This is a genomic window from Sphingomonas sp. MMS24-J45 (assembly GCF_044881195.1).
Taxonomy (GTDB): Bacteria; Pseudomonadota; Alphaproteobacteria; order Sphingomonadales; family Sphingomonadaceae; genus Sphingomonas.
Genome location: NZ_CP173255.1, coordinates 1,997,080 through 2,023,973, shown reverse-complemented (window position 1 = coordinate 2,023,973; position 26,894 = coordinate 1,997,080). Strand labels below are relative to the sequence as shown.

Genomic DNA, 26,894 nt, shown 5'->3' with positions numbered 1-26,894 from the left:
CGTATTCCTTCTTCATGGATGAACGGGGTGGTATCGGCTGTCGCCTGCCTCGCGCAGCGCCGCGCCGACGATGGAAAAGAAGGCGCGGCTTTCGGCGGAGCGATCGACGTCCCACTCCGGATGCCATTGCACCGCCAGCACCGTCGCCCCGCACGGTCGCGCGCGAACAGCTTCGATCAGTCCATCGTCGGCGGCAACCGCCTCGACCGTCAGGCCTCCACCGAGACGATCGATGCCCTGTTCGTGGACCGAGTTCACCGACAGGCGCTGACGCCCGATCGACTGCGCCAGAATCCCATCGGCGCGCAGATCGACATCGTGGCAATGGCCGAACATCTCGTCGAAACAGCCGTCCCACGACCCGCGATGATGCCGCCCGCGGCAGCATTCGGTCGACAGCGTGCCGCCGAACAGGACGTTGATCTCCTGCAGGCCGCGACAGATTCCAAAGACGGGCTTTCCAGCCTCGATCATGCGGCCGGACAGTGCGAGCGCGACCTCGTCGCGTGCGGGATCGGTGTGTTGGCCGGGCGGTAGGGGCGCGCCGCCGTAGCGCTCCGGCGCGACGTTGGAGCGCGAGCCGGTGAGCAACAGCCCATCGAGCAACAGCGCCAGCCCGGCGATATCGGCGGATTCGCGCACCGCCGGCACGAGCACCACGGTCGCATCGGCCAGGCGCGACAAGGGTGCCACGAAGCGCGTGGCGACGGTCTGGACCGGGCGATCGACCGCTTCATTGCAGCACAACAGGCCGATCACCGGCTTCGCGCGCGCCATCATCGCGACGACGCCCGCGTAAGCACGTCGCGCAGCGCAACCCCCGCCTCGCGACCGAGCCGAAGCGCTTCCGGTTGGACCAGAACGCTGTCCTCGGGCACATCCGACAGCAGCCAGACATTGCCGCCGATCGTCGCGCGCGCACCGATCTGGACACGCCCCAGGATCGTGGCGCCGGCATAGATGACCACATCGTCCCCCACGACGGGATGGCGCGCATGGCGTTCGCGGACATCAAGCGGGGCGACGCCTGCCGGGCTGCGCGCGCCGAGCGTGACATGCTGATACAGTCGCACGCGGGCGCCAATGATCGCGGTTTCGCCGATGACGACGCCGGTTCCATGATCGATGAAGAAGCTTTCCCCGATCGTCGCGCCCGGATGGATGTCGATCCCGGTGCGTTCGTTGGCGATTTCGGAGATGATCCGCGCGACGATCGGGGTGCCGAGATTGTGCAGCTCGTGCGCGATCCGGTGGTGCAGGCTGGCAATCGCGCCCGGATAGCAGACCAGGATCTCATCGACGCTGCGTGCCGCCGGATCGCCGAGGAACGCCGCCTCGACGTCGCTGTCGACCAGACGCCGGATGTCCCCGAGCGTGTTGACGAACAAGCGGACGATCGTGGCGGCGTGATCGGGTTCGAATGCGCCAGCTTCAGCCTGCCAATAGCCGAGCTCATGGCCAATCTCGCGCTCCAGATCGGTCAGTGCGGCGAGCAGCTTGGCGGCAACGAAGGCATCCTCATCGGCTGCGGCTCCCCGGAAGTGCCCGAGCCGTCGCGGATACAGCACCGCCGAGAGCAACCCGACAACTCGCTCCAACGCGAGCCGGGAGGGAAAGCTCGCAACGTCGCGCGCTTCGTCCTGGCGCGATCGCCAGGCATCGCGCGCTTGTCGCAAATCCGTGATGGCATCGCTCACGAACCGGCTTGCGCCCGTCGTGCCATGATCCTCAACCGGGATAGCAAGATACCGCGCCTTCATGACGCTGCACTTTATCCCACTAAATCGATATGGATTGGAAGAATTCCTACTTAGGCGTGAAGCACGTCTTTGCCGAGGTCACGCTGGGCCTCCAGCAGGACGCCCGTCCTATTTTGCCTTGGTCGCCACGATGTAACGATTGACCTGCTCCTCCAGCACGGAGAGCGGCAAAGCGCCTTGGCTCAACACCGCTTCATGGAAGTCGCGGATGTCGAATTTGGGGCCCAGTTCCCGCTCCGCCCGCTGGCGCAGCTCGGCGATCTTGAGCTGTCCGACCATGTAGCTGGTCGCCTGACCCGGCCAGTTGAAATAGCGGTCGACCTCGCGCGCGATGTCCTTTTCCGACACCGAGCTGTTGGCCTTGAAATAGGCGATCGCCTGCTCGCGCGTCCAGCGCTTGGAATGGATGCCGGTGTCGAGCACGAGCCGGATCGCGCGCCACACCTGCAGCGACAGCATCCCGAAGCGCGCATAGGGGTCTTTATAGACGCCCATTTCGTTCGCCAGCCGCTCCGAATACAGGCCCCACCCCTCGGCATAGGCGCCGTAGATGCCGAATTTGCGGAACTTGGGGATGCCGGTCAGTTCCTGCTGCCGCGCGATCTGGAAATGGTGGCCCGGCGCGCCTTCATGCGCGGCAATGCCCGCCACCTGCACCTTCTGCGTCTGGTTCATGTCGACGAGGTTGACATAGTAGATGCCAGGGCGCGACCCGTCGGCGGAGGGCGGGTTGTAGAAGGCGGTCGAGGCAGTGCCTTCGCGCCATTTCTCCACCGCGCGCACCTCCAGCGGCGCCTTGGGCAGGACCCGGAAATAGCGCGGAGCGGCGGCCATCACCGAGGCGATCACGGCGCGGGCGTCCGCCAGATATTGCTCGCGACCGGCGGCGGTGTTGGGATATTTGAACTTGGGGTCGGTGCGGATGCTGTCGAAAAACTGTTCGAGCGTGCCGGTGAAGCCGACCTCCTGTTTGATCGCCTCCATCTCCTGACGGATCGCCGCGACCTGGCGCAGGCCGAGGTCGTGAATCTGGTCGGCGGTGAGGTCGGTCGTGGTCGAACCCTTCAGCCGGTCGGCATAATAGGCCGCGCCATTGGGCAGGCTCCAGGCGCCGAAATTACCCTTCGACAGCGGTTCGATCGCGTCGAGCGCCGCAAACAACGTTTCGTAGCCGCGCCGGAACGGGCCGGTCAGTGCCGCGGTGGCATCGGCCAGCAGCTTCGCCTTGGTCGCCTCCGGTGCGTTCAGCACGGCCACCTTCTTGCGGAAGTCGGCGAGCAGGGTTGAATCGGCGCCTTTGTCGAACGGCGCGCCGGTGATGACCGCCTTCGCATCATCGCGGGCGGGCGCGAAATTGACCTTGTTGGGGATGATCCCGGCGGCTGCCTGCTCGCGCATCGTCGCCGCGACCTCGCGCATCACGCGCTCGGTATCGCGTAGGCGCGAGATATACGCCTCGGCATCGGCGACGGTATCGACCTTGTGGTTGTTGATCAGCAGGACCGGAATGTCGCCCGCGGGGCTGCCGTTGGTCGACACGGGGAACCGCAGATTGCGGAACTGGAAGGACTCGCCCTCGCGTTCGACCTGATATTCGAACAGACGATAGCTGACCCGCGCGCTCTCGCCCAGTTGTTCGGGCCGGAACTTGGCCCGCATCGCCTGCAATTGCCGCTCCGCCAGCGCGTGCGCGCGCACGGCGGCGGCATCGGTGTAATCGTCGAGCTTGTCGTAATCGGTCTTGAAACCGAGCTGCGTCTGGCTCTCCGGGCTGAGTGCAAGCTGCTCGTCATAAGCGCGGTCGAGGAATTGCAGCAGCGCGGCGTCCTGCGCCTGGGTGGCGGTCGCGGCTGGAGCGGCCTGAAGCGGCGGTGGCGCGCTCGCCTGGATCAGTGGGGCCAGGGGCAAAATCATCAGGGCAAAGGCAAGGCGCATAGAACACTCCTGGGCGAGTCCAGATTTCTGGTTGCTCTCCGGCGGCTTACGTGACCAGGCCGGACGCGGTCGTTTATACAGCGTGGCCTCGTTCGGTCGAGGCCGAGACACGATCTGATCGTCAGGTCGGCATCATTTGCTTTGTCCCGATCGTCCACGACGCAGTATGAGCGAGGGTTGCGCTACTCAGTGCGCTTGAGCAGGTCGACCAGATCCTGCTTCCAGAAACGGGCCGCCGTGTGTGTGCCGTGGCCGCGCGTTTCCGCGGTTTCCGGGATCAGGCGGAACTGCGCATCCTTCATCCGCGTGACCGCCTGTCGCGGGTAATCGAGATTGCGCGGGTTGATGAAATCGTCCGCCGAATTGACCCACATCGTCGGCGCCGTGATCGCTTCCAGCCGGGGCCACGGATCATAGGTGCGCGATGCGTTGATCTGATAGATCAGATCGTTGGCATCGGTCGCCGCGATCGATGCCGCAACGCGCTCCCGCGCAAACGCCTCCGCCGCCTCGCGATGCGGATATTGCGCCTGGAAATACAGCGGCGCGCCGCCCGCCACGAACAGCAGGCTCGCCGCAGTACGCAGGCCCTGCGTCGGCGGGGTGCGATATTCGCCCCCGCCCCAGGCGGGATCCGCCTTGATCCCCTCGATCGCCAGCGCGCGCCACATGCGGTTCAGCCCGGCAATCTCGACCGGTTCGCAGGCGAGCGGCATCAGCGCGCGCACGAAATCGGGATGCGTCTCACCCCACACCAGACTATGCATACAGCCCATCGACGTGCCCATGATCAAACGCATCCGTTTGATGCCGAGCGCATCGTGCAGCAGGCGATATTGCGCCTCGACCATGTCGTCATAATCATACTGCGGAAAGCGCATGTGCAAACCGTCCGACGGCTTGGACGACTTCCCGTGGCCGATGCCGTCGGGAAGGATGATCCAGTAGCGCGTGATGTCGAGCGGCTGGCCAGGACCATAGAGGTCGTCGGCGAATTGCGGGCTGAGGAACTGGCGGCCAGTGCCGCCGGTGCCGTGCAGCACCATCACCGCATTGTCGATCTCGCCGCGCGCGTTGCGATGCGGCTGGCCGAGCGTGGTGTAGTTGATGCGCAGCTCGGGCAGCGTTTCGCCCGATCGGAAGCGGAAATTGCGCAGCGTCACCTGCGCATCGCGCGCGGGCCATTGCGCGGTCGGCGCGGCGGGCGCGGTCGCGGTAGCGATTGGCGGGGTTTGCGGCGCGGACGCCTGGGCGAGAAGCAGAAGCATGGCTGACAGCATCCGCGCAATCTGCGTCAGATCGGCGCGCGCGCCAAGCGGCATCGCAGGCTTGATCCATCACGGCGGACATGGGACAGGAAAGGATGGCGCCGTGGCAGTTCTGGATCGATCGTGGCGGCACCTTCACCGATGTCGTCGCGCGCAAACCGAGCGGCGAGGTCGTCACCGCCAAATTGCTGTCCGAAGACCCCGAGCGCTATGCCGATGCCGCGGTCGAGGCAATCCGGCGGCTGACCAGCGGCGCGGACGTGCCGTTCGACCTGCGCATCGGCACGACGGTCGCGACCAACGCCCTCTTGGAACGCAAGGGCGAGCCGACCATGCTGGCGATCACGCGCGGCTTCGGCGACGCGCTGGTGATCGGGCATCAGGAGCGCGCCGACATTTTCGCGCGCGACCTGACGCGCCCCGCACCCCTGTTCGCGAAGGTTGTCGAGATCGACGAGCGGATCGCGGCGGATGGGACCGTACTTACCCCGCTCGACCGCGAGGCCGCGCACGCCGGGTTGCAGGCAGCGTTCGCGGCCGGTTTCCGCTCGATCGCGATCGTCCTGATGCACGGCTATCGCTTCACCACGCATGAGGTGGTGCTGGCTGAACTCGCCGAAGCGATCGGCTTCACGCAAATCTCGGTCAGCCACCGCGTCGCGCCGCTGATCAAGCTGATCGGGCGCGGCGATACGACGCTGGTCGACGCCTATCTGTCGCCAGTGCTCGATCGCTACGTCGCGGGGCTGACCGCGGCGCTCGGCCGGAACGCGCTGTTCATGCAATCCTCCGGCGGCCTCGTCGATGGCGCGAGCTTTCGCGGCAAGGACGCGATCCTGTCGGGGCCGGCCGGCGGGATCGTCGGCATGGCGGCGACGGCGCGCGAGGCGGGACTGGAGCGGATCATCGGCTTCGACATGGGCGGCACCTCGACCGATGTGTCGCATTATGCGGGCAGTTATGAGCGCGACACCGAGACGCTGATTGCGGGCGCCCGCATCCGCGCGCCGATGTTGCGCATCCACACCGTCGCGGCGGGCGGCGGGTCGATCTGCCGCTTCGACGGACAGCGCTTGCTGGTCGGGCCGGAAAGCGCTGGGGCGGTGCCGGGGCCAGCCTGTTACCGGCGCGGCGGGCCGCTGACCGTCACCGATTGCAACGTCATGCTCGGCAAGCTGCGCCCGGACTTCTTCCCCGCTCTGTTCGGCGCTGAGGGCGATCAGCCGCTCGATCCAGACGCGGTCGCGGTGCGCTTTGCCGAACTGCCGCTCGATCCCCATGCCGCCGCCGAGGGCTTCGTCGCGGTGGCGGTCGCCAACATGGCCAATGCGATCCGCAAGATTTCGGTCGCGCGCGGGCATGATGTGACGCGCTACACGCTCGCCTGTTTCGGGGGCGCGGGCGGGCAGCACGCCTGTCTGGTCGCCGATGCGCTGGGGATGGACCGCGTGATGATCCACCCGCTCGCGGGCGTGCTGTCGGCTTACGGGATGGGGCTGGCCGATCGCCGCGTGCTGCGCGAGCGGACGCTCGGCGCGGGAATCGCGGATCGCGCGGCGATCGCCGCCGCCTTCGACGCGCTCGCGGAGGAGGCGCAGCAAGCGCTGGTGGCGCAGGGCGTCGCGCGCGATACCATCGTTGTCGAGCGTCGCGTGCATCTCCGGCGCGGCCAGACCGATCATACGATCGAGCTCGATTTCGCCGACACCGCCGCCATGACTGCCGCCTTCGACGCCTCCCATGTCGCGCAGTTCGGCTTCGCCAGCACCCAACCCCTGATCGTCGATCGCATCGTCGCCGAAGCGGTCGCGGCAAGCCCCCCGATCGCGGCAACGCTGGTCGATCTGCCCGATCATCCTGCGGCACCGCGCGCCACCGTCCCCGTCTACATGGCGGGCGCATGGCACGACACGCCGGTGCTCGCCCGCGAAGGGCTGCCCGCCGGTCACGCGATCGACGGCCCCGCGCTGATCATCGATCCGATGTCGACCACCGTCGTCGAACCCGGCTGGCGCGCGCGCGTCGATGCGATCGGCAATCTGCTGCTCGACCGCGTCGCCGCCCGCCAGAGCGCGCGCATCGGCACGAAAAGCGACCCCGCCCGCCTAGCGATCTTCGCGGGCCTGTTCATGAGCATCGCCGAGGAAATGGGCGCCGCGCTGCAGCGCTCCGCTGCTTCGGTCAACATTCGCGAGCGGCTCGATTTCTCCTGCGCCGTGTTCGACGCGCAGGGCAATCTCGTCGCCAATGCGCCGCATATCCCGGTGCATCTCGGGTCGATGGGCGAAAGCATCCGCACCATCATCGCGGCGCGGGGGAGCGAGGCGGACGGGCGCGGCATCCGCCGCGGAGACGCCTATGCGCTCAATGCGCCCTATCGCGGCGGCACGCATCTGCCCGACATCACCGTCATCATGCCGGTCTTCACCGACGGCAGCGATACGCCCGCCTGGTTCGTCGCCGCGCGCGGCCACCATGCCGATGTCGGCGGGATCACGCCCGGATCGATGCCCCCCGACAGCGTCTCGGTCGAACAGGAAGGCGTGTTGCTCGACGATGTGCTGGTGATGGACGAAGGGCGCTTCTGCGAAGCCGAACTGCGCGCGCTGTTCGCAGGCGGGCCTTACCCGGCGCGCAACGTGGACCAGAACATCGCCGATCTCGCAGCCCAACTGGCCGCCTGTACGCGCGGCGCGGCGGGCCTCGCGCGGATTGCCGGCGATTATGGCGCGGATGTCGTCAGCGCGTACATGGAGCATGTCCAAGCCAATGCCGACGCAGCGGCGCGGCGCTTGATCGCGCGGCTCGACGATGGCGCTTTCGCCTATGAAATGGACGACGGCGCGGTCGTCTGCGTGGCGATCCAGGTCGACCGCGCAAGCCAAAGCATGACGATCGATTTCGCCGGCACCAGCGAACAGCGCCCGAACAATTTCAACGCGCCGGTCTCGATCGTCCGCGCCGCCGTACTCTACGTCCTGCGCGTGCTGCTCGATGAGGACGTGCCGCTCAACGACGGGTGCCTGCGCGGCGTGACGATCCGCGTGCCCGAAGGATCGATGCTCAACCCGCGCTTCCCGGCGGCGGTGGTGGCGGGCAATGTCGAAACCAGCCAGGTCGTCACCGATGCCGTGTTCGGTGCGCTGAGGGCGATGGCGGCGAGCCAGGGGACGATGAACAATTTCACCTTCGGCGACGCGACCTACCAATATTATGAGACGATCGCGGGCGGTTCGGGCGCGGGTCCGACGCATGAAGGCACCGCCGTGATCCAGACGCACATGACCAACAGCCGCCTGACCGACCCCGAGATCTTCGAAACGCGTTTTCCCGTGCTGCTCGAGCAATTCTCGATCCGCGCAGGGTCGGGCGGCGCGGGGGCGCACCGGGGCGGCGATGGCGGCCTGCGACGGGTGCGGTTCCGGGCCGAGATGACCGCCTGCATCCTCGCCAATCGCCGCCGCGTGCCGCCCTTCGGGCTCGACGGCGGGCAAGCGGGCGCGGTCGGTGCGGCGTGGATCGAACGCACCGACGGATCGACCGAACGGCTTGGATCGACCGCACAGGTGGACATGCGCGCGGGCGACGTGTTCGTCATCGCAACGCCCGGCGGCGGCGGATACGGAGGCGCCTGATGCTCGTTCTGGCCGGGATCGCGGTGATCGTCGCGGGCTTCCTGCTGCGCTTCAATCCGCTGCTCGTGGTCGCCGTCTCGGCGCTCGTCACCGGGCTTGCCGCCGGGATCGATCCACTCGCGATCCTCGCCGCCTTTGGCAAGGCGTTCAACGCCAATCGCTTCGTCAGCGCGATCTACATCGTGCTCCCCGTCATCGGCCTGCTCGAACGCCACGGCCTGCAGGAACGCGCGCGCAGCGCGATTGCAGGGCTACGGGGCGCGACGGTCGGCAGGCTGCTGATCGGCTATCTACTGTTCCGGCAGATCACGTCGGCGCTAGGCCTCACCTCGATCGCTGGACCGGCCCAAAGCGTGCGCCCGCTGGTCGCGCCGATGGCCGATGCGGCGGCGGAGCGACAGGGTGTCGCCCCCGGCGGTGACGCGATCCCGGCGCTGGCGGCGGCGACCGACAATGTCGGGCTTTTCTTCGGGGAGGATATCTTCATAGCGATCGGGTCGATCCTGCTGATGAAGGGCGTGCTGGAGGGGTACGGTATCGCGATCCAGCCGCTGCATCTGTCGCTCTGGGCGATCCCGACCGCGATTGCCGCCTTGCTGATTCACGGCGGGCGCCTGTGGTGGCTCGATCGTCGGCTGGCGCGCGCCAAATGATCGGCACCAACTTCATCTACGCCGTCGCCGGGCTGATGTTCGCCGTCTTCGCCGCACTCAGCGCGACCGATCGCGGCAACGCCAAGCGCTTCGGCAATGCCGGTTTCTACGCGCTGTTGAGCGTCAGCTTCCTGTTCGGCGACGCGATCGGCGATCTTGGCAATGGCGTGCTGGTGCTTGGCCTCGTCGCCATCGCTGGCACCGGCGCGATGGGGCGGGGCGCGCGCAGCACCACTGCGGCGACCGAACGCCAGGCCGAGGCGGCGCGGCGCGGCAACCGCCTGTTCCTGCCCGCGCTCGTCATCCCCGCAACCGCGCTCATCGGCACGCTCGCCTTCAAGACCGCACCCGCGCTGGTCGACTCAAAGCAGATCACGCTGGTCGCCCTCACCTGCGGCGTGCTGCTCGCGCTGGCGATCGGTTATGCGTGGTTCCGCCCACGCCCCGCCACGCCCTTTGCCGAAGGGCTGCGCTTGATGGACGGCGTCGGCTGGGCGGCGGTGCTGCCGCAAATGCTGGCGAGCCTCGGCGCGGTGTTCGCGCTCGCGGGGGTCGGGCAAGTCGTCGGCGGCATTGCCGGGGCCGCGATCCCCGCTGGCAGCCTGATCGGTGCGGTGCTGGTCTATGCGCTCGGCATGGCAGCGTTCACGATGGTGATGGGCAATGCCTTCGCCGCCTTCCCGGTGATGTTCGCGGCGGTCGCGATGCCGCTGCTGATCGGGCGGCACCACGGCGACCCGGCGGTGATCGCGGCGATCGGGATGCTGGCCGGGTTCTGCGGTACGTTGATGACGCCGATGGCGGCGAACTTCAATCTCGTCCCCGCCGCCTTGCTCGACCTGAAGGACAAGGGCGCGGTGATCCGCGCGCAGATCCCGACCGCTTTGCCGCTGCTCGCGGTCAATATCGCTTTGCTCTACTGGCTGGGGTTCCGCTGATGCTCGATGCTTCCACCGCAGACCGCTTCGCTGCGCTTACACTCGGCCACCTCACGCGCGAATGGCCCTATCGGCTCGATCAGGTCCTGAACGGCCCGGACGATCTCGCGCTGCCCAGCACCCTCCACCCGATCTTCCACGGCAGCTTCGATTGGCACAGTTGCGTGCACGGCTGGTGGCAGGTGATGCGGCTCGCGCGCCTGTTCCCCAGAAACACGCAAACCCCGGCGATCGAAGCGCTGGCCGACCGGATGCTGGTGCCCGAGCGGGTAGCAGGCGAGCTAGCCTATCTCGATCGCCCGATGAGCGCCGGGTTCGAACGGCCCTATGGCTGGGGTTGGCTGCTCGCCCTGCACGACGAACTCGCGCTCCGCCCCGATCGGCCCTGGGCCGCCACGCTGGAGCCGCTCGCCCGCGCCTTCGCCGCACGCTTTTCGGCCTATCTGCCCAAGCTCGCCTATCCGATCCGCAGCGGCAAGCACGACAGCACGGCCTTTGCGCTGATCCACGCGCTACGCTGGGCGCGCACGCACGATGCGGCGCTGGCCACGTTAGTCGAGGCGCGCGCAAAATTCTGGTTCGGGGCGGACCGCGATGCGCGCCCATGGGAACCGAGCGGCGAGGATTTCGTCTCCGCCACCCTGTGCGAAGCGGTGCTGATGCAGGATGTCCTCGGCGCGGAGTTTCAGGCGTGGCTCACCGCCTTCCTGCCCGATCCCTACGGCGCGGCGACCGCCTGCCTGCGCACCCCCGCCACCGTCACCGACCGCAGCGACGGCCGCCTCGCGCATCTCGACGGCCTGAATCTCGCGCGGGCATGGTGCTGGGGTCGTCTTGCCGGCGATCTGCCGGAGCCCATCTCCGCCCGCGATATCGCTCAGGCACACCTCGGGGCCGCACTGCCGCATCTCGCCGACGATTATATGGGGGAACACTGGCTGGCGACCTTCGCACTGCTCGCGCTGACCGACTGACATGCTGAGGTAGCAAGCTCCCCCCGCCGATCGAAGCGGTCCTGCAGGGCGCGGGGTGCGCGCACCGAAGAGAATTCCTAGCGCAATGTGCTGATCTCGTCGTCCTTACTCGTCATTTCCCAGCGGATCAGCGTAAATCGGAGCGGCACATCGAGCTTCGACGCGAATGCCGACCAAAGCGACTTGCGGGCCGTCCGTCGCATGGATGGTGGGCGATGACCCTACCACGATAATGTCGAGTAGCAGCTGATTTCCGTCATTTTTTTCGCTCGCATGCGGCGCGGTGCCCCCGCCCGTGCCCCCAAAAAAAATTTCGTGCGGGGCACACCTGTAGTGACGGAGATGGGGCTCCCTATACGCGGTCATATACCTAGGACCGTTTTGGTTCAGACCGCGACCGACCACACTTAGGTCACTTAGCGGACCGGCGGCTTGCGGCCCCACTAGCCGCCATTATCGTGTCGGGCGTCACGAGAGGCTGAAAGTGGGCGAAAGCATCAGGCTGCTGTCGTCCAAACAGATTTATATACCTTCCTGTCAGGCCAAACTTGAACCCGATTACGCTTGTCCAGTGGCGCGTGTCGCGACATCGTATCCATCAGCGGATCAAGGACTTCGGTTGCCATTATGCCTGAAGTGAATGTCACAAAGCTGATGGGTCGTGAACGCCGGTTCTTCCTAGTCATGGCAGTCGTGATTTTCCTGATCGTTCTGATCGGCTTCGGCTCTCAGGTCGTCTTGAAACGAGTCTGGTTTACCGATTTTCCATGGCCGGTCCACCTGCATGCGATCGTGTTTTCGTCGTGGATAGTTCTGTACTTGGTGCAGAACTGGCTGGTGGCGGACGGCTCGAACATCGGGTTCCATCGCCGGCTCGGGTGGCTGGGCTCGGGGATTGCAACGGTTATGGTGCCGCTGGGGATTGCCGCGACGCTAATGGCCGTAGCGCGCGGAAGCATAAACGGCGTATTCCCGCTCGGTCTTTTCCTTGCTCTTGATATTCTGCATATCTTGGGCTTCGGAGGACTCACTCTCGCAGCTGTCTTGCTTCGCAACCACGCTGACTGGCACAAGCGGCTGATGTTTTGCGGTACCGTGTTGACCACCGCCCCCGCGCTTAGCCGCCTGCTCGGGCTTTTTCACCTTGGAACCGTTACGCCAATCGCCGTGATTACAGCCTTGGCCGCAGCGATTTGTGCAGGGATTGTCTTCGATCTTGCGAACTGGCATCGCGTCCACCCGGCCTATTGGTGGGGGCTTGGCACGGTCACGCTGGTTGAAGTCCTTGTTGTGCCTATCGGCTCCAACTCGGCGGTCTCCGCCTTGGCTACGGGCTTGGCCGGTTGATTGCGGTTCGCGCGTATCGACGATCGAGGCCGGGATGTTCAGGAATCTAACAAATGCGACAGCCACTAGCCGAGCGAGGTCGGCATTTGGAGAGCGCGAGGACGCAACCAAACGACAACAAGCGGGGCGAAAACAGACGCCGTCCGCCACGGAATAACAAAGCAAATCTCATATATCCATCGGGGTTCAAGGATCTTAGTTTGGTAGTTGCCCTCTCACGGCGGACCAGATTTCGATGAGTGCAATCCCGAGGTTCATGACGAGGCGGCCGACCTCGGTCGTCCAATTCGAAGTTATGGCGCGGCGCATCGTACTTCCTGATACGGCTGTCGAGTTTGCCTGCGTCGATGGGCAAATCGACATTATCGGTCCGATGACTGTGGCGCGTCCTAGTAGCTATGCGGTCGGCAGTCGCGTACAGCTTCTTTCGCTGGATCCGGTCACAGCCTCGTCATTGCTTGGCTTGCCACTTGCATTGCTGACCGACCGGATCGTCCACCTCGGCGACATCTCCTCGACCATTGTCGACCAATTGGCGGATGGCTTCGCCGAGGGGCGCATTGCCGACCGGTTGATGCCGCAGGCGTTTGCAGACCTCAGGCCCGATGCTCGCGCGGCTAGTGCGGCATCGCTGCTCGCTAAGGGCCGCAGCGTCGCGCAAACGGCTGGCGCAGTTAACCTCGGCGATCGTCAGTTCACGCGCTGGTTTCATCGCCAATTAGGCATGCATCCCAAGCGTTTCCAACGCATCGTTCGGCTGCGTCGTGCGCTGCTTGCAGCAAAGCAGGGTGAGCCTTTGGCTGCAGTCGCTGCAGACGAGGGCTTTGCCGACCAAGCCCATTTCAATCGTGAAGTAAGGGCGCTGACGGGTGGCGCGCCGCGCACCATCCTGCCGGATGTCGGAAATGTCCAAGACGTTGCCATGCCTCTCGGGTGAAAAGAAGCCATGGACAGCGCGCCGTACGTCGATGAATCTGCCCTAACGCGGCGCCAGGTTTGTACGGGTCTGGCGTTTGCGTCGACGGGCATAGCCGTGCCTGTAGAGGCCATGGTCGAATTTGGGAGCCAGCAGATGACTAATGAAGCTGACAATATCAGCATCGTCCGACGTCAATACGAGCTGGTCTCTGCCGGGCGCATTGAGGACGCCGCAGCCCTATTCAGCGACCCAACCCGCAACCACGGTCGAGAGGTGCCGAGACGTGCTGTGCTGGCGATCCTACAGGATATCAAGACAACCTTCCCGGACTGGTCGTTCACCATCCAGGACATCGTCGCCCAAGGGCATACCGTAGCCGCTCGCTGTCGTTTTCGCGGAACTCATGAGGGCACGGGGCAACTCCCCGTTAACGGCGGTCTGATGATCGGCGTTTCTCCAACGCATAAGCAAATGGATGTGCAGCACATCCACTGGTATGTGGTGAAGGAGGGCCTAATCGCCGAGCACTGGGCAAGCCGTGACGATATCGCGATGATGCAGCAGCTCGGTTTGCTGCCCGAGACCAAGTTTGACTTAAGCAAACTGGCCGCACCGCCACCACGGTAAGTATATGGCTGCTTTCGGGCGAAATTTAGCGAGGAACCAACGTCTGGTACTGGGCCTATTTTGTTGAAAAACTCAGCCTTGAAGTCGCGCTGACGATCTGATTCAGTCTTTGCGAGGAAGCGGAGACGGGCCGATGATGGGCGAGCGGACGGTGGCGCAGGAAGCGCTGTTCTACAGCTTCAACCTGGAGCGGCATGTGCCAGCGGATCACCTGCTGCGCTCGATCGACCGTTTCGTCGATCTGTCCGATATCCGCGAGCACCTGCGGCCGTTCTACAGCGAGACCGGTCGGCCTTCGATCGATCCGGAGTTGATGATCCGGATGCTGATCATCGGCTATTGCATGGGCATCCGCTCCGAGCGGCGGCTGTGCGACGACGTGCATCTGAACCTCGCTTATCGCTGGTTCTGTCGCTTGGGCCTGGACGGCGATGTGCCGGACCACTCGACCTTCTCGAAGAACCGGCATGGTCGGTTCCGCCACAGCGACTTGCTGCGGCAACTGTTCGAGATGACCGTGGCGCGCTGCATGGCCGAGGGGCTGGTCGGCGGTGAAGGCTTTGCGGTCGATGCCAGCCTGATCCGCGCCGACGTCCATCGCCAGCGGTCGGTGCCGGGCGAGCAAGGCCTGCCACCCGAAGCGGTCGGACGCGCTGTCGCGGAGTATCTGGACGTGTTGGACGATGCGGCGTTCGGCGGCGCGACGCCGGTCACCCCCAAGCGGATCAACCTCACCGACCCCGCGTCGCGCTGGACCGCAGCGACGCGCGAGGCGGCCTTCTACGCCTACAGCACCAACTATCTGATCGACCTCGATCATGCGGTGAGCCGACTTGGCGAGGGCCAGTCCTTCACCACCGTCGAACTCAACGTATCCTATGACAAGGCGATGACCGACAGGACCGGTCCCGTGGGAGTGGACGGGCGGATCGTCAGCATGGGCCGCCGCATCGCCTTCGCCGAAGCGCGGCTGATTGATGCCTGCGGGGCTCTTATTGCCTCGGCAACCTCGACCCTGATGATCTTGAAGGAGCGCTAGGCGACAGGGGGCCCGGACGTCCGCCCTGGAGAAAAATTCGCTGCGTCCCGCTCCTGATGTCCGAATGCCGCTGAGCGGTGCGTCATGGGTTTGGAAAAGGAGAAAGCCATGCAATACATGATCATGAACTACGTTCCCGCCGCTAAGGCCGACGGAACCCTCGACGCCCATGGCGACATGGACGCCTGGATCGCCTACACCCAGGCGATGGTCGACGCCGGCGTGATGCGCGGCGGCAACGCGCTGAAGCCTGGGACCACGGCGACGACCGTCCGGCTGCGCGATGGCCGGCGCGATGTCCACGACGGACCCTATATCGACAGCAAGGAAGAGCTCGGCGGGTACTTCGTGATCGAAGTCGCCGATCTCGACGAGGCGCTCCAGTGGGCCGCACGCAACCCGGCTGCGTCTTACGGTGCGGTGGAAGTTCGCCCGATCCTGACCGCATGACCGACCGGTAATGGCCTGGTCCCCGGTCGAGACCGAGGCGCGCCGGGCCTATGGCCGCCTGGTTGCCCTGCTCGCGTCCCGGTCCGGCGATCTTGCCGAAGCCGAGGACGCCTTGGCGGACGCCTTGCTCGCCGCACTGGAGCGCTGGCCCGCCACCGGGATACCGGCCAATCCGCAAGGATGGTTGGTCACGGTGGCGCAGCGGCGCAGCATCGACCGCGCCCGCCGCCGCGCCCGTGCCGACCTCGCGCTGGCCGAACTTGTTCGCATGCAAGAGGAGGCGGAAACGGCCATGAACGAGGACGCGGCCTATCCCGACCAGCGGCTGGGGCTGCTGCTCGCTTGCGCGCATCCGGCGATCGATGCTGGCGCGCGCACGCCGCTCATGCTCCAGGCCGTTCTGGGGCTCTCGGCCGAGCGCATGGCTTCGGCCTTTCTGGTTTCCGCCGCAGCGATGACGAAGCGACTTGTACGCGCCAAGGCAAAGCTTGCTGGTGCGGGCGTGCGGTTCGAGACGCCCGAACCGGAGGCGCTGGCCGATCGGCTGGAGCCTGTCCTCGACGCCGTCTATGCCGCTTTTACACTGTCGCGGGGCGGCGAGGGCGACGATTCCTTACAACACGAGGCGCTGTGGCTGGGGCGACTGCTTGCCGAGTTGGCCCCCGGTGAACCTGAGGCCGCCGGACTGCTTGCGCTCATGCTGCTCGTCTCGGCCCGGCCATCGCCAATCCACGGCGGTCGGTATGTTCCTGTCAGCGGGCAGGACCCCGCCTGCTGGAACGGAGCCTTAATGACAGAGGCGGAACGGTGCCTGCGCCAGGCCGGCCGCCTCGGACGTCCCGGACGGTTCCAGCTCGAGGCGGCGATCCAGGCAGTGCATGCCGATCGCCGCCGTCGCCCCGTCACGAACTGGACCGCGATTCTCGACCTTTATGAAGGGCTTGTGAGTATGGCGCCGACGATCGGAAGCCATGTCTCTCGCGCGGCCGCCCTGGCCCAGTCCGGTCAGCCGCTGGACGCGATCCAAGCGCTGGACGCATTGGACCCCGACTGGGTCAAGGCCCACCAGCCCTATTGGGCAACTCGCGCCTTCGCGCTGGCTGCCGCAGGCGAGCACACAGAAGCAGCCGACGCTTACACCCGTGCTGCAGGCCTGGCCGAGCACCCGGCGATCCGGACCTGGCTGCTGAGCCAGCGGGCGCTGCACGCAAACTGAGCGCAATTGTCCCAATCTCTTCGCCTCGGGCGTCACTCCTTGCATTAGCAAGGAGAAGACCATGTCCGCCGTTCAGATCATCGGTTTGCCGCAGAGCAATTTCGTTTGGGCGACACGCATCGCGCTCGCGGAAAAGGGCGTTGCCCACGAGAACATCCCCGTGCCGCCGCATAGTCCAGAGGCCCTGGCGGTTCACCCTTTCGGCAAGATTCCGATCCTGCGCCACGGTTCGGTGGCGATCGGGGAGTCGCGGGCGATCATCGATTACCTGGATAGCACGTTCGATGGCCCGGAACTCGTACCGGCAGATCCGGATGCGGCCCGTCGCAGCGACAGTTGGACCTCGATGATCACCAGCACGGTCGAGCCGCTGCTCATCAGGCAATATCTGTTCGCCTATTTCTTCCCGAGCGGCGCCGATGGCGGGCCTGATCGCGCGGTCATCGACACGCTGCTGCCCAAGATGGCAGCGACGCTCGATGTTCTTGAGACGGCGCTGAAGAACGGAGACATTGGCCAGGAGCCGTTCGGCCGCGTCGATGCCTATCTCGTCCCGATCCTGTTCTACACGAATACGATGCCCGAGGGTGCCGCGCTCATCGGCGCACTGCCGCAACTCTCGTCCTACCTCCAGCGCAACCTGGCTCGGCCGAGTGTCCAGGTGACGATGCCACCCTCGCCGCTAGCTGAAACCTGATGTGACGTAAGCGAGGCGCTGTCCGACCTGCGACGGCCGCCATCCTGGCGTCAGCCGCAAACCGTTTCGCCAAAATCTCACTTCGACGCCGAGAAAATATTTGTCCGTTTTCTGAGGGGCAACCCGTCGCCTTGTCGTCTGAACCGATTCTATGCCAGGTCCTGCCGTCCACAAGAGCGAGATTACGGCCTTTCCAAAGTATACTACTTCGTAAAATCCGCTAAAAAACTAGATATAATTTAGATCGATATATATATAAATTATAATACTCATAAAGGCCAAATAAGATTATGTATAAAAAATTATATCCGTTCGAACATTGAACACTCGAAATACTTTTTCGCGCGCAACGTCACCTATTCCATTTCATCCCGAGACGATTTTCTGTATTTGCTCGGCAAATATAATCCGGCTATCGATAGATTAATGGACAACATCAGTCTCTAACAAATTCATGCTTGATTCATACTCTTGAGCATAAGAACCTTCAGCGTTCAGCGACTGCGTTAGCGGAGTTAAACGATCAAGGCGACTGGCAACATTTTGAGTCGCATCTCTAATGGACGACTTGTATACCCATGCTCCTTCACGACAAAGGGTCATGACGCATGGGAAACAGGCCGGATCTATGCAACCATCAAGGATCAACGCCGTCGTTAAGCCAATCTCGCCGTGTAACGCGGTAAGACGTATCAACCAATGCGCCAACCATTTGGTTCGTGATTGATCAATCCCAGCTAGAACGCGATCGCGCAAAATGCGCGGACCCTTCTCTCGCCGCAAGACCTGCATCGGCATTGAGCCGTCGGTGAGCGTCAAACATGCCGCTACAGAGTAGCGCCTGCCCGACACCAACAAAATCGTATAGCGGCCATCACCACCTATCCCCCGAGATCCAAGACCTTCGTGCGCTCGCTGGAATAACGGCCGTTGTCCTCTAAACATTGCGTTATGACAAACCAATCATAGGGTTGCTATATCGTTTATACGATAACTAGAATAAGGCTAACATATTCCATAATTAGTAGATAGTTCTGTAAAACAAATAAACAAAAAGAATCTGTTTGATACGAGCTCATAAATTATATATTTATGTCCATTACTCGTTTATTTAGCATGTATTCATTTATATTAATTACGTACAAAAAAATACGCCCGGCATTAATATGCCGGGCGCCAGTTACTCACCGTGTTTTTCCGAAATGGATGCGGACACCTGTGCTGATTATAGACTGCCGGGACTGGACTCCGAGAGTTGCGGGCAACAGGCTCAAATCGACATTAGCCCGGGCGCTGGTGGCTCGATAGTTATATTGACCAAATAAATCGACCGAAGGTGTTATCTTGTATGTTACGCCGCCCATCAGCTGATAGGCGAACCGCGTCTTGTCAGCGTCTGCGACGGTTACTCCTGAGGGCGCATACTTAATATCGATTCGCTGCGCGCCAAGGCCGGCCCCGACATAAGGTTGCAACCGACCTGTTCGATTAAAGTCGTAATATAAATTTCCGAAGACCGCTAGATTTTTGATCCGGCTGGGATCCGTCGATAATACGGCGCCAACGGTTGGATTTGTGATCGACGCCGAGCCTTGAGTTAAGACGGCGGAATCCAAGCCGTCGATAGTGTTGCCGCCTACGGCCAAACTGGAATGGTCGCGTACGCCAAATTCTGAATACGCGACTTCGACCTCGGGACGAAATCCATTTTCAAAACGGTACCCAAACTGACCCGCGATATTGAACCCCGCATCGAAACGGGTTCGCCAGCTTATTGGTGTTCCAGAACTTATTGCAGGGAAGTCCGACGTAGCGGGAACGTCACTCTTGAAAGTGCCTCGGTTATTGGATCTATTTGGCAGAGAGACGCCGCCACTTAGACCGACGTATGGCCCCGTATCAACTTGCGTCGCCTGATCCGATTGAGCGTGAGCCGGAACAGAGATCGCAAAAGATAGTAGAGTCAAGCTTGGGAAAAGTCCTTTTGGCAAGGGAAGGCTCCTTAATGGGCTGCCGCGCCCTGTCGCAACAACCAAACCCCACCTACAACCAATACCTTGGCATCCCTGCATGCCAAGTTACAAATTGTATAAAATAGATGAATTATATTTCACTTGACAGAAACAAATCAGAAACAAATTGCGAATGTTTAGATTCGCACTTCGTCGTAACCTATAAATTAGTTCGGTCTTTCAGTAAAATATAATCATCTTTACTAAACTTGGTTCGAATCTAATATTCCTGAATAATATTCAACGTGAATATTTTATGGCCGCCTAGGAAATCAAGCCTCCACCATCAACATCGAATGTTGCGCCGGTTATATATGGCGACGCCAGTATAGCAGTTGCCAAACCTGCAACACTCTCTGGATTTCCAACCATTCGAGATGGAAGATTAAGCGAGGCACTTTGAATCATTCGATCAACATCCTGCTGTGGCATTGCAGAATACGCATTTGTTCCCGTAATCAGCCCAGGTGAAATTACGTTGACGCGCAACGGGGCGAGTTCAACTGCCAGCGAACGCCCAAGCGCTTCAATAGCTCCGTTAACCGCTGCAATGACCGAGGTTCCAACCATTGGCTTGCGACTGAGCGTGCCGGAAAAAAACAGGATCGAACGCCTCACGCGGGCAAGTCGCGCGCAAAGATATTGCGACCAAAATTTTCCCTCAAACGATTGCCGCGCATTCATCAAAGGCCCATCGCGGAAGCGACCGCCGTGCACTTGCGCCGCGGTGATGATCAGATGGTCGATCAAGCCAAGACTGTCGAATAGCGCGGCAATCGAACTCTCATTTAAAACGTCTACTGCCCGTCCCTCGACATTGAGGCCGATACCGCCAGCAACTCTTCGCGCCCGCGCCTCATCGCGGCCAGCAATGACGACTTCGCAGTCCTCGATGGCGAGGCTACGCGCAATCGCCAATCCTATTCCCGCTGTCCCGCCGACGATGCAAACACGTTGCCCTTCAAACTCTCCCGTCTGCATACCTATTTCCTAACGAATGAGCCGCGTGCCGATGCGGGCACCCATGCTCTGAGCATAGGCAAGCTGCACGAGCAGCATTCCCAACGGCTCGGTGTAGCGCGCGAGCGATAGCGGTCCGGCGTCGATGCCAGATGCTGGGAGATCCTCGACCAAGCTCAGGATGACCTTCCGGGCTTCCGCGTCCTCGGCGCAGATGAAGACCCCTGGAAGTTCTCCGCCGATCTCCAATGAGGGCGAAAGCAATATCTCGGCGAAGGGCGGCACGGCTTTGACAATTTTAGCGCCAGGAGCGGCACGAGCGATCTCCTCGCCACCGCTCGTGGTAGTGCCGATCTCCAACCCGCTCATGTCAGGTTTCAACGGATTGGTAGTGTCCCAGACAATCTTTCCCACAAGCATCGGTGCGATTGCATGGATTATCTCAAGGGTTGCGGACCAAGGCGTGGCGATAATCACGACGTCGCCGTAGCGAGCCGCCTCCTCAGGCGTCCCGACGCGGGCTGTTCTGCCAATACTGACTGCGGCGGAAACCACCTTGTCGGGGCTTCGCGCGAAACTCACCACGATGTCGTGACCTTTCGCGGCTAGGCGCTTGCCGAGGCCGGTTCCGACATTGCCCGCGCCGATAATTCCAATTTTCATAAACTAGTCCTCTCAAGCCGTTCCGGCTGCAAGTCCAAGCTCTGCGCGCAAGCGCTCGGCTGTCATGGATTTGCCGTAGATCGGGCTGCCCGGATCAAGGTCGATCGAGCGCTTCAGGCCGCCCACCACTACCGGATCGAACCCCGCATCGCGCACAAGCGATTGCGCGATTCCCACCGCTTCGGCGTCATTCCCGGCGATCGGCATGGCTAGCTTCTCGCCCGGCCGGCCGGCCTCGTCGCGCAGGTCGATCCAGTAGATGGTATTGAAAGCCCGCACGATGTGGCTGTCCGGCAGCAGCTCGGTGACATAGGCGGCCGAACCCCGGCCTGATTCGACCACCGCCGCGGCCATCGGTCCATCGCGGTCGGGATAAGGGTTGGAAGCGTCGATCAGGACCTTGCGCACCAGCGCCGCCGCATTGTCTCGCGCAAAGTCCGGCCAAGCTCCGAACGGCCCGGCGAAGATTACAACCTCCCCGAAGGCAGCCGCCTTGGCCAGTGTCCCGGCCTTGGCGCTGACCGCAGTCGGATTGCGGGTACCATAGAGGATTTCATGTCCAGCGCGGGACAGCAGGTGACCGAGCGTTCCGCCGATGTGGCCAGCTCCAATGATACCAATCTTCATGCCTTACGCTCCCATTGCCGGATTGATGCCAAGCTCGGTGAGGATGGTGACCGCATCGAACTGTTCCCAATGTGCCGTGATCAGGCCATTCTCGACGGCATAGGCGGTGATGCCCGTGACGGTGAAGGTCTTGCCCGTCGGCTCCACGCCCAGCAATGTGCCGACATGGGTCGCCTGCGATCGCCAGATGGCGACGTGCATGTGGGCCTCGCTGACGAGCTGCTCGACGACATAGTCCTAGCGGAAGGCAGCATTCATTGCACTCACTGCACCGGCAAAGCCCGCCTTGTCGGGACTGGCGCCGAAGATCGGTGCGTGATCGACAAAGCTTTCCGCAACGCGCTCGGCCACGAGCCGCGCAGCGGCTTGCGGATCATTGGCATTGTAGAAGTCAGCAAAAAGGCCGGCGCCAAACAGGTTTGTGGACATGGCGGTGCTGCTCACGACTGTTGCAGGCTGGTTCGGCGGGTATCGGCGTCCTCGGCCGAATATCCGTAACTTGCCCAGTTTGAGGTGATCTGCGTTTGCAACTCAATCGGATAGGCGTGCCGGAATGAGGAACGCTTGGGCAGCTTGCCGCCGAGATGCTCGGGGTCGAGGCAGTTGTAGATCACCTTGGTGGTGCGAAGCGACGCCTTCTCGGCATTGTCGATATAAGCAACCAGCGGGTTGGTGTTCTCGTCATTGTAGACGAGCGCGCCCTGGCTGCCGGGATGGTTGCGCGTAGCGAAGGCCCAGACCAACTCCTGGGTGTTGCTGATGTCGATATCATCGTTGACGACCAGATATTTCGGCGTGCCCATGCCGCCCTTCTTCTCGAAGAGGATGTCGGCAATGCGTCGGCACAGTTCGGACGAGCGCAGGCCGGTCTTTGCGCGCCAGTCGCGCTCGACGCTGATCGCAAACCAGTGGTTGGTGCTTTCAAATGGCGACCAGGCAGTGGCCACGGGAAACCCCGCCTCGCGCAGCAGGAACACGATCTCACCAGCATTGGGGATGCCCCAAGCAGTGTGGTTCTCCTCGGGCGGCTCGCCGGCGACACTGATCGGCAGGATCGGGCTGTCGCGGTGGGTGATCGCGGTGACATTGTAGACCGGCTTGGGGCTGGGGGGCCCTTCCCACAGGTAGCCGGCATATTCGCCCATAGGTCCCTCGGGCGCCGTCTCGGTCAGCGAGACATGGCCCTCGACCACGATCTCGGCGGTGGCGGGCACTAGCACGTCTACCGTTTCGGCGCGCACGACCTCGATGGCTTCGCCCAGGATCGCGCCGGCATATTCGACCTCGCTCATGTGCTCGGGAAGCGGCATGCCGCCGACATAGGGCAGCACCGGCGGCCCGCCGAGAGAGAGGGCAAAGGGCATGTCTTGGCCGATGTCGCTCCAGGTCTTGCGGACCATGCCGATATGCTGGTTGGGCGCGATGATCCCGGCCATGCGCTTGCCGTCGACCACCATGATCCGCGCGATCGACCAGCTGCGCCAGCTTTTGTCGGGCGTTTCGCAACAGATGATGCCAAAGGTGTTGAGGTAGCGTCCGCCATCGCCGTCGTGCAGCAGCGGAGCCGGCAGCTCCATCAGGTCGACATCGGTGCCGATGTGGATGTTCTCCTTGCACGGTCCGGTCTCGACAATGCGCGGCAGCACGAGTGGACGGGCGCGGGCGGCTGCAATAGCCTCGACGATGTCGCGCCCGGTCGCGCCTGCGGGCAGGCCGAGCGCCAGCGCGATCCGCGCCAGCCATTGCCCGGGCTGGGACGACACCCCGCCGGGAGCGCCGAGCACGCGCATACCAGGGCGCTCGGGAATGTTCTCGAAAAGCGGCGCGGCTTGTCCGGTCTCGCCCGCGCGCCGGCTGACAGCACCGATCTCGAGGTCCAGTGCGACCGGGCGCGCAATCCGTTGCACTTCGCCGATCGATTCCAGCGCATCGAGGTAACTGCGCAGGTCCTTATGGTGGGTCATGTCTGTTGCTCCGCCAGTTCGGCGGCCAGTGCCGCCTCATTCATGTCGACAAGGGCTGCGAGCGGCCAATCCTGACGTCCGGCGCGCGTTGCTGCATGGACCGGGGCCAGGCCCGCCGTGTCGAGGACGCCGCCCCGCGCACGCTGCGCGACGAGAGCCTGCCGCTTGCGAATGTAATGCCGCTGCAGGTCGAACAGCGCCCGCCCGCCGGCGATGCCGTGGCCGCGGAATATGTGAAGCGTGTTGGGGAACCTGCTCTCGACCCGATCAAGCTGATCAAGCCAGGCATCGCTGCGATGTTCTGCCAGCCATGGGTGGCAACCGTGATAGACAAGATCCGAGACGTTCAGCGCATCGGCATCGGGCACATGCAGCACCGTGATATCACTGCTCTCCCCCGGCCCCAGATCAACGACACGGAGCACGATCCCGCCGATGGTCCATGTCTCGTCGCTACCTGTCACCTGATCCGGCAGCGCATCCAACAACGGGTAGTCGTCACCGTGGACAGGCGTCCAGGTGGCCAGCTTCGATGGCTGCGTCTCGGCGATCCCAGCGATCGTCGTCCTGGTGGCATAGACAGGCACAGGGCCCAACCGGTCGAGCAGGATCGGAGGACCATTGAAGTGATCGGGATGCGGATGCGTGATCACGATACCGGCGAGCGGCTTGCAGAGGCTTGCGGCTTTGTCCGCCAGTGCCTCTGCGGTTGAAACGAGAAACTGGGTATCGACGAGCACCAATGCCGCCTCGCTTTCGACGATGAAGCTATTGACGAAGAACTTGTCCGGCGGAACAGCGAAGACGTGAATGAGGGGAGTCATTCCGAGCTCCTTTCAAGGGGCACGACGTCTGCAGACGCGCGGCCGGGCAGTTCTCCGGTCCAACGGTCGACCAGACCCGCGTCGAGATCGAACAGGTCGAGCACGCGGCCGATGGTGTGATCGACCATGTCGGCCAGGCTCTGCGGCCGGGCATAAAAGGCGGGCACCGGCGGGAACATGATCGCACCCGCCTCGGTCGCGGCAAGCATAGCTTTGAGGTGGCCGGTATGCAGCGGCGTCTCGCGCACCATCAACACCAGGCGGCGCCGTTCCTTGAGGCAGACATCGGCGGCCCGGGTCAGCAGGTTGGACGTTGTGCAGGCCGCAATCTCTCCTACCGTGCGCATCGAACAAGGCGCGATGACCATGCCCATCGTCCGGAAAGAACCCGATGAAATCGCCGCGCCGACATCGCCGATCGCATAGCTGAAATCGGCCATGGCCCGCAGTTCGCGCGTGGCGAGCTCCGTCTCATAAGCGAGAGTCATTTCGCCTGGCTTGCTGATGACGAGATGGCTCTCGATGCGGAGGACGCGGAGCACCTCAAGCAATCGAATGGCGTAAACAACTCCGGTTGCACCCGACACGCCAACGATCATGCGCATGATTTAGGCCCCTAAGGCTGTTCGCAAGCTGCCCGCGATGATCCCCAGGAGGAGCTCTGCCTCGGGCAATGCCTTTGGGAACAGCCAAGCCGCGTGGATCAGCCCGCGCGCGCGTAGTGACAAAGTGGTTATACCCGCCGCCGAGAGCTTCTCGGCGAAATGCTCGCCCTGATCGCGGACGGGATCGACCTCATTGGTCAGGATGATCGTCGGCGGCAGTCCGGGCAGATCGTCGAAGGCGAGCAGGTCGTCGAGTGTCCCGAAGCCCCCGCCCCCCCGATACGCATCCCACCCGGCGGCAAAATCATCGGCGCCGGCAAAAAAGCCGTGGGAGTACTCTCGCAGCGAACCATCGAAGTTCGCCGCGGGGCTGATCATCGGATTGATCAGGAAAAGCAGCGCAGGCCTGACCGATCCGCGCACCGCCAGCGCGGTTGCGGCCGCCAGGGCGCCGCCGGCACTGTCGCCGACGATCGCCAGCCGCTCGACCCCACGCTCAGCCAGCTTGCGCACGGCTGCGACGCAATCGTCGCAGGCGGCGGGCGCCAGATGTTCGGGCGCGAGCCGATAGTCGACCAGTGCAACAATTCTTCCAGTACGATCCGCCAGACTCCGCGCAAGCGGCCCGTGACTGGACGCGCCGCCAGCAATGAAGCTGCCGCCATGGATGTAGACGATCGTCGATGCGGCATCGGCTGCGTCGGGAAGATAGATGTGGATTGTCGCACCGGAATCGAGATCAACCAGCTCATCCGCCGTGCCGTTGCCGCTCCAGCCAAGCGCCGCCATCGCGCCATTCAGCGCCGCGCGCTGAACTTCCGGCCGATAATCCGGCGGACCGGCATTGGCGTTCACCTTATCAAGCAGCGCAATAACGCTCGGAGTGAGGAACGGCGCGCTCACCCCCGCTGCGGCCCGAACGTCTCGAGCGCCGCAACGCCAAGCAGGCCATAGGACGGCGCCGTGTCGAGAAACGCGTTGCGGCGCAGGCGACTGTTGATCGAGTAGCGCGAGTAGCGCAGCGTTAGCGGCGGTAGCCTGAACAGCTGTGCAGCAATCTCGCGTGCACGGTCACGCTGCGTCTCGCGTGCCACGACTTCGTGGACGATGCCGAGCTGGTGCAGTTCGTCCGCGTCGAGCCGCTGCGCCATTAGGTGAAAGTAGCGCGCACGGCCGAGCCCGAGCAGCGACTCCCACACACTCAGCGTGTCACCGGCACACATGTTGCCGCCGCCGATGTGCGTCAGGTCCTGCACATAGGCTGCTGGGTCGGCGAGGATGATGTCACATCCGCCGAACCAGAATTCGGGATGGATCGTCACCGGCCCGTTCAGGCACCAGATGATGGGGCATTCCACTTCGAGAAAGGCCGAGAGGACGTTGCGGCCGTTGACGATCCAGCGATCAGCGCTGGCCGCGTCGAATTGGGCAACGAAGGCGCCGACCTCGTTCATGTCCAGCCCGGCGCAAAAGGTCTCCCCCGTTCCCTCGACGATCACGACCCGTGTTTCCCGGTCAGCTGCCACATCGCGCATCAGCCGCGCCAGCGTGTCCTGAGAATTCTGATTGAACACCCAGTCGCTGCCACTGGTGTGAAGTCTGATAGTCAGCACCCCGCCCTCGCGATGAAACGCGGCATAAGGATAAGCGTCGGCATAAGCTTCAAGTGCGAGCATTGGCGATCTCCGTTCATGTCTTGCAGCGGCAGTGTATTGCGGGCCGGGCGCAAAGGCGGCGGCGTCGGGTCTAATGCTCAGGAACCGAACCAGCTGGCGTCTCGC

General features: G+C 63.2%; 26 protein-coding genes and 2 pseudogenes. 11 read left to right on the top strand and 17 right to left on the bottom strand.

The genetic code is table 11. From position 1 onward, the window contains the following. Nucleotides 1-12 precede the first annotated feature (12 nt). The 4 genes from AB5I39_RS10125 to AB5I39_RS10110 form a co-directional block, all read right to left on the bottom strand. A complete protein-coding gene (locus AB5I39_RS10125) occupies nt 13-780 on the bottom strand; it encodes a gamma-glutamyl-gamma-aminobutyrate hydrolase family protein (protein WP_404366065.1) in 768 nt (255 codons plus the stop codon). Continuing rightward, on the bottom strand, nt 777-1,697 hold the full coding sequence (epsC, locus tag AB5I39_RS10120) for a serine O-acetyltransferase EpsC (RefSeq protein ID WP_404366062.1): 921 nt from the start codon (nt 1,695-1,697) through the stop codon (nt 777-779). The genes AB5I39_RS10125 and epsC overlap by 4 nt, the downstream gene beginning before the upstream one ends. A gap of 171 nt (nt 1,698-1,868) precedes the next feature. After that, the gene (locus tag AB5I39_RS10115; RefSeq protein WP_404366059.1) at nt 1,869-3,674 is read right to left on the bottom strand and encodes a DUF885 domain-containing protein; all 1,806 of its coding nucleotides are present in this window, start codon (nt 3,672-3,674) and stop codon (nt 1,869-1,871) included. Nucleotides 3,675-3,877: 203 nt separating this feature from the next. Next, complete coding sequence (locus AB5I39_RS10110; protein WP_404374104.1) at nt 3,878-4,975, bottom strand: alpha/beta fold hydrolase; 1,098 nt, start codon at nt 4,973-4,975, stop codon at nt 3,878-3,880. A 68-nt stretch (nt 4,976-5,043) separates the two neighbouring features. On the opposite strand from AB5I39_RS10110, the gene AB5I39_RS10105 reads away from it, so the two are divergent. The 4 genes from AB5I39_RS10105 to AB5I39_RS10090 are packed head-to-tail and all read left to right on the top strand — an operon-like array spanning nt 5,044 to nt 11,163. After that, nucleotides 5,044-8,598: a hydantoinase B/oxoprolinase family protein gene (locus AB5I39_RS10105; protein WP_404366056.1), complete on the top strand. Its 3,555-nt coding sequence runs from the start codon at nt 5,044-5,046 to the stop codon at nt 8,596-8,598. Beyond that, nucleotides 8,598-9,251, top strand: coding sequence for a DUF969 domain-containing protein (locus AB5I39_RS10100; protein WP_404366053.1), 654 nt, complete (start codon nt 8,598-8,600; stop codon nt 9,249-9,251). Before AB5I39_RS10105 ends, AB5I39_RS10100 begins: the two co-directional genes overlap by 1 nt. Further along, nucleotides 9,248-10,189, top strand: coding sequence for a DUF979 domain-containing protein (locus tag AB5I39_RS10095; protein ID WP_404366050.1), 942 nt, complete (start codon nt 9,248-9,250; stop codon nt 10,187-10,189). Before AB5I39_RS10100 ends, AB5I39_RS10095 begins: the two co-directional genes overlap by 4 nt. Then, entirely contained in the window at nt 10,189-11,163 is a 975-nt protein-coding gene (locus tag AB5I39_RS10090; RefSeq protein WP_404366047.1) for a DUF2891 domain-containing protein, read from the top strand. The genes AB5I39_RS10095 and AB5I39_RS10090 overlap by 1 nt, the downstream gene beginning before the upstream one ends. Nucleotides 11,164-11,240: 77 nt before the next feature. Here AB5I39_RS10090 and AB5I39_RS10085 read toward each other — a convergent pair whose 3' ends face one another. Then, nucleotides 11,241-11,366, bottom strand: a complete 126-nt coding sequence (locus AB5I39_RS10085; RefSeq protein WP_404366044.1) for a hypothetical protein — start codon at nt 11,364-11,366, stop codon at nt 11,241-11,243. Nucleotides 11,367-11,817: 451 nt separating this feature from the next. On the opposite strand from AB5I39_RS10085, the gene AB5I39_RS10080 reads away from it, so the two are divergent. From AB5I39_RS10080 to AB5I39_RS10050, 7 genes and pseudogenes are all read left to right on the top strand, one after another. Continuing rightward, nucleotides 11,818-12,510, top strand: coding sequence for a hypothetical protein (locus AB5I39_RS10080; RefSeq protein ID WP_404366041.1), 693 nt, complete (start codon nt 11,818-11,820; stop codon nt 12,508-12,510). Nucleotides 12,511-12,745: 235 nt separating this feature from the next. Beyond that, the gene (locus tag AB5I39_RS10075; protein ID WP_404366038.1) at nt 12,746-13,447 is read left to right on the top strand and encodes a helix-turn-helix domain-containing protein; all 702 of its coding nucleotides are present in this window, start codon (nt 12,746-12,748) and stop codon (nt 13,445-13,447) included. Between the two features lie 111 nt (nt 13,448-13,558). Then, the gene (locus AB5I39_RS10070) at nt 13,559-14,056 is read left to right on the top strand and encodes an ester cyclase (protein WP_404366035.1); all 498 of its coding nucleotides are present in this window, start codon (nt 13,559-13,561) and stop codon (nt 14,054-14,056) included. 133 nt (nt 14,057-14,189) lie between these two features. Then, nucleotides 14,190-14,882: pseudogene (locus tag AB5I39_RS10065) on the top strand (transposase); the annotation flags it as partial. Nucleotides 14,883-15,203: 321 nt separating this feature from the next. Next, the gene (locus AB5I39_RS10060) at nt 15,204-15,545 is read left to right on the top strand and encodes a YciI family protein (RefSeq protein WP_404366032.1); all 342 of its coding nucleotides are present in this window, start codon (nt 15,204-15,206) and stop codon (nt 15,543-15,545) included. Nucleotides 15,546-15,555: 10 nt separating this feature from the next. Then, nucleotides 15,556-16,761, top strand: coding sequence for an RNA polymerase sigma factor (locus tag AB5I39_RS10055; RefSeq protein ID WP_404366029.1), 1,206 nt, complete (start codon nt 15,556-15,558; stop codon nt 16,759-16,761). A 61-nt stretch (nt 16,762-16,822) separates the two neighbouring features. Beyond that, complete coding sequence (locus AB5I39_RS10050; protein ID WP_404366026.1) at nt 16,823-17,458, top strand: glutathione S-transferase family protein; 636 nt, start codon at nt 16,823-16,825, stop codon at nt 17,456-17,458. Nucleotides 17,459-17,881: 423 nt separating this feature from the next. Here AB5I39_RS10050 and AB5I39_RS10045 read toward each other — a convergent pair whose 3' ends face one another. The 12 genes and pseudogenes from AB5I39_RS10045 to AB5I39_RS09990 form a co-directional block, all read right to left on the bottom strand. Continuing rightward, nucleotides 17,882-18,277 (bottom strand): hypothetical protein, encoded by a 396-nt coding sequence (locus AB5I39_RS10045; protein WP_404366023.1) that lies wholly within the window; start codon nt 18,275-18,277, stop codon nt 17,882-17,884. A 365-nt stretch (nt 18,278-18,642) separates the two neighbouring features. Then, nucleotides 18,643-19,449, bottom strand: coding sequence for an outer membrane protein (locus AB5I39_RS10040; protein ID WP_404366021.1), 807 nt, complete (start codon nt 19,447-19,449; stop codon nt 18,643-18,645). Between the two features lie 285 nt (nt 19,450-19,734). Further along, complete coding sequence (locus AB5I39_RS10035) at nt 19,735-20,451, bottom strand: SDR family oxidoreductase (protein WP_404366018.1); 717 nt, start codon at nt 20,449-20,451, stop codon at nt 19,735-19,737. 9 nt (nt 20,452-20,460) lie between these two features. Beyond that, nucleotides 20,461-21,093: an NADPH-dependent F420 reductase gene (locus AB5I39_RS10030; RefSeq protein ID WP_404366016.1), complete on the bottom strand. Its 633-nt coding sequence runs from the start codon at nt 21,091-21,093 to the stop codon at nt 20,461-20,463. 12 nt (nt 21,094-21,105) lie between these two features. Beyond that, nucleotides 21,106-21,720, bottom strand: a complete 615-nt coding sequence (locus AB5I39_RS10025; RefSeq protein WP_404366013.1) for an NADPH-dependent F420 reductase — start codon at nt 21,718-21,720, stop codon at nt 21,106-21,108. 3 nt (nt 21,721-21,723) lie between these two features. Then, nucleotides 21,724-21,936, bottom strand: a pseudogene (locus AB5I39_RS10020) (ester cyclase); the annotation flags it as partial. A 21-nt stretch (nt 21,937-21,957) separates the two neighbouring features. After that, a complete protein-coding gene (locus tag AB5I39_RS10015) occupies nt 21,958-22,164 on the bottom strand; it encodes a hypothetical protein (RefSeq protein WP_404366011.1) in 207 nt (68 codons plus the stop codon). Further along, nucleotides 22,161-23,684 carry a UbiD family decarboxylase gene (locus AB5I39_RS10010; RefSeq protein ID WP_404366008.1) on the bottom strand — a complete coding sequence of 508 codons (1,524 nt, stop codon included), beginning with the start codon at nt 23,682-23,684 and terminating at the stop codon, nt 22,161-22,163. The genes AB5I39_RS10015 and AB5I39_RS10010 overlap by 4 nt, the downstream gene beginning before the upstream one ends. Next, nucleotides 23,681-24,508, bottom strand: a complete 828-nt coding sequence (locus tag AB5I39_RS10005) for an MBL fold metallo-hydrolase (RefSeq protein WP_404366005.1) — start codon at nt 24,506-24,508, stop codon at nt 23,681-23,683. Before AB5I39_RS10005 ends, AB5I39_RS10010 begins: the two co-directional genes overlap by 4 nt. After that, nucleotides 24,505-25,113: a UbiX family flavin prenyltransferase gene (locus AB5I39_RS10000; protein ID WP_404366002.1), complete on the bottom strand. Its 609-nt coding sequence runs from the start codon at nt 25,111-25,113 to the stop codon at nt 24,505-24,507. Before AB5I39_RS10000 ends, AB5I39_RS10005 begins: the two co-directional genes overlap by 4 nt. Nucleotides 25,114-25,116: 3 nt before the next feature. After that, the gene (locus AB5I39_RS09995; RefSeq protein ID WP_404365999.1) at nt 25,117-26,016 is read right to left on the bottom strand and encodes an alpha/beta hydrolase fold domain-containing protein; all 900 of its coding nucleotides are present in this window, start codon (nt 26,014-26,016) and stop codon (nt 25,117-25,119) included. After that, nucleotides 26,013-26,789: an enoyl-CoA hydratase/isomerase family protein gene (locus AB5I39_RS09990; protein WP_404365997.1), complete on the bottom strand. Its 777-nt coding sequence runs from the start codon at nt 26,787-26,789 to the stop codon at nt 26,013-26,015. Before AB5I39_RS09990 ends, AB5I39_RS09995 begins: the two co-directional genes overlap by 4 nt. Nucleotides 26,790-26,894: the final 105 nt, after the last annotated feature.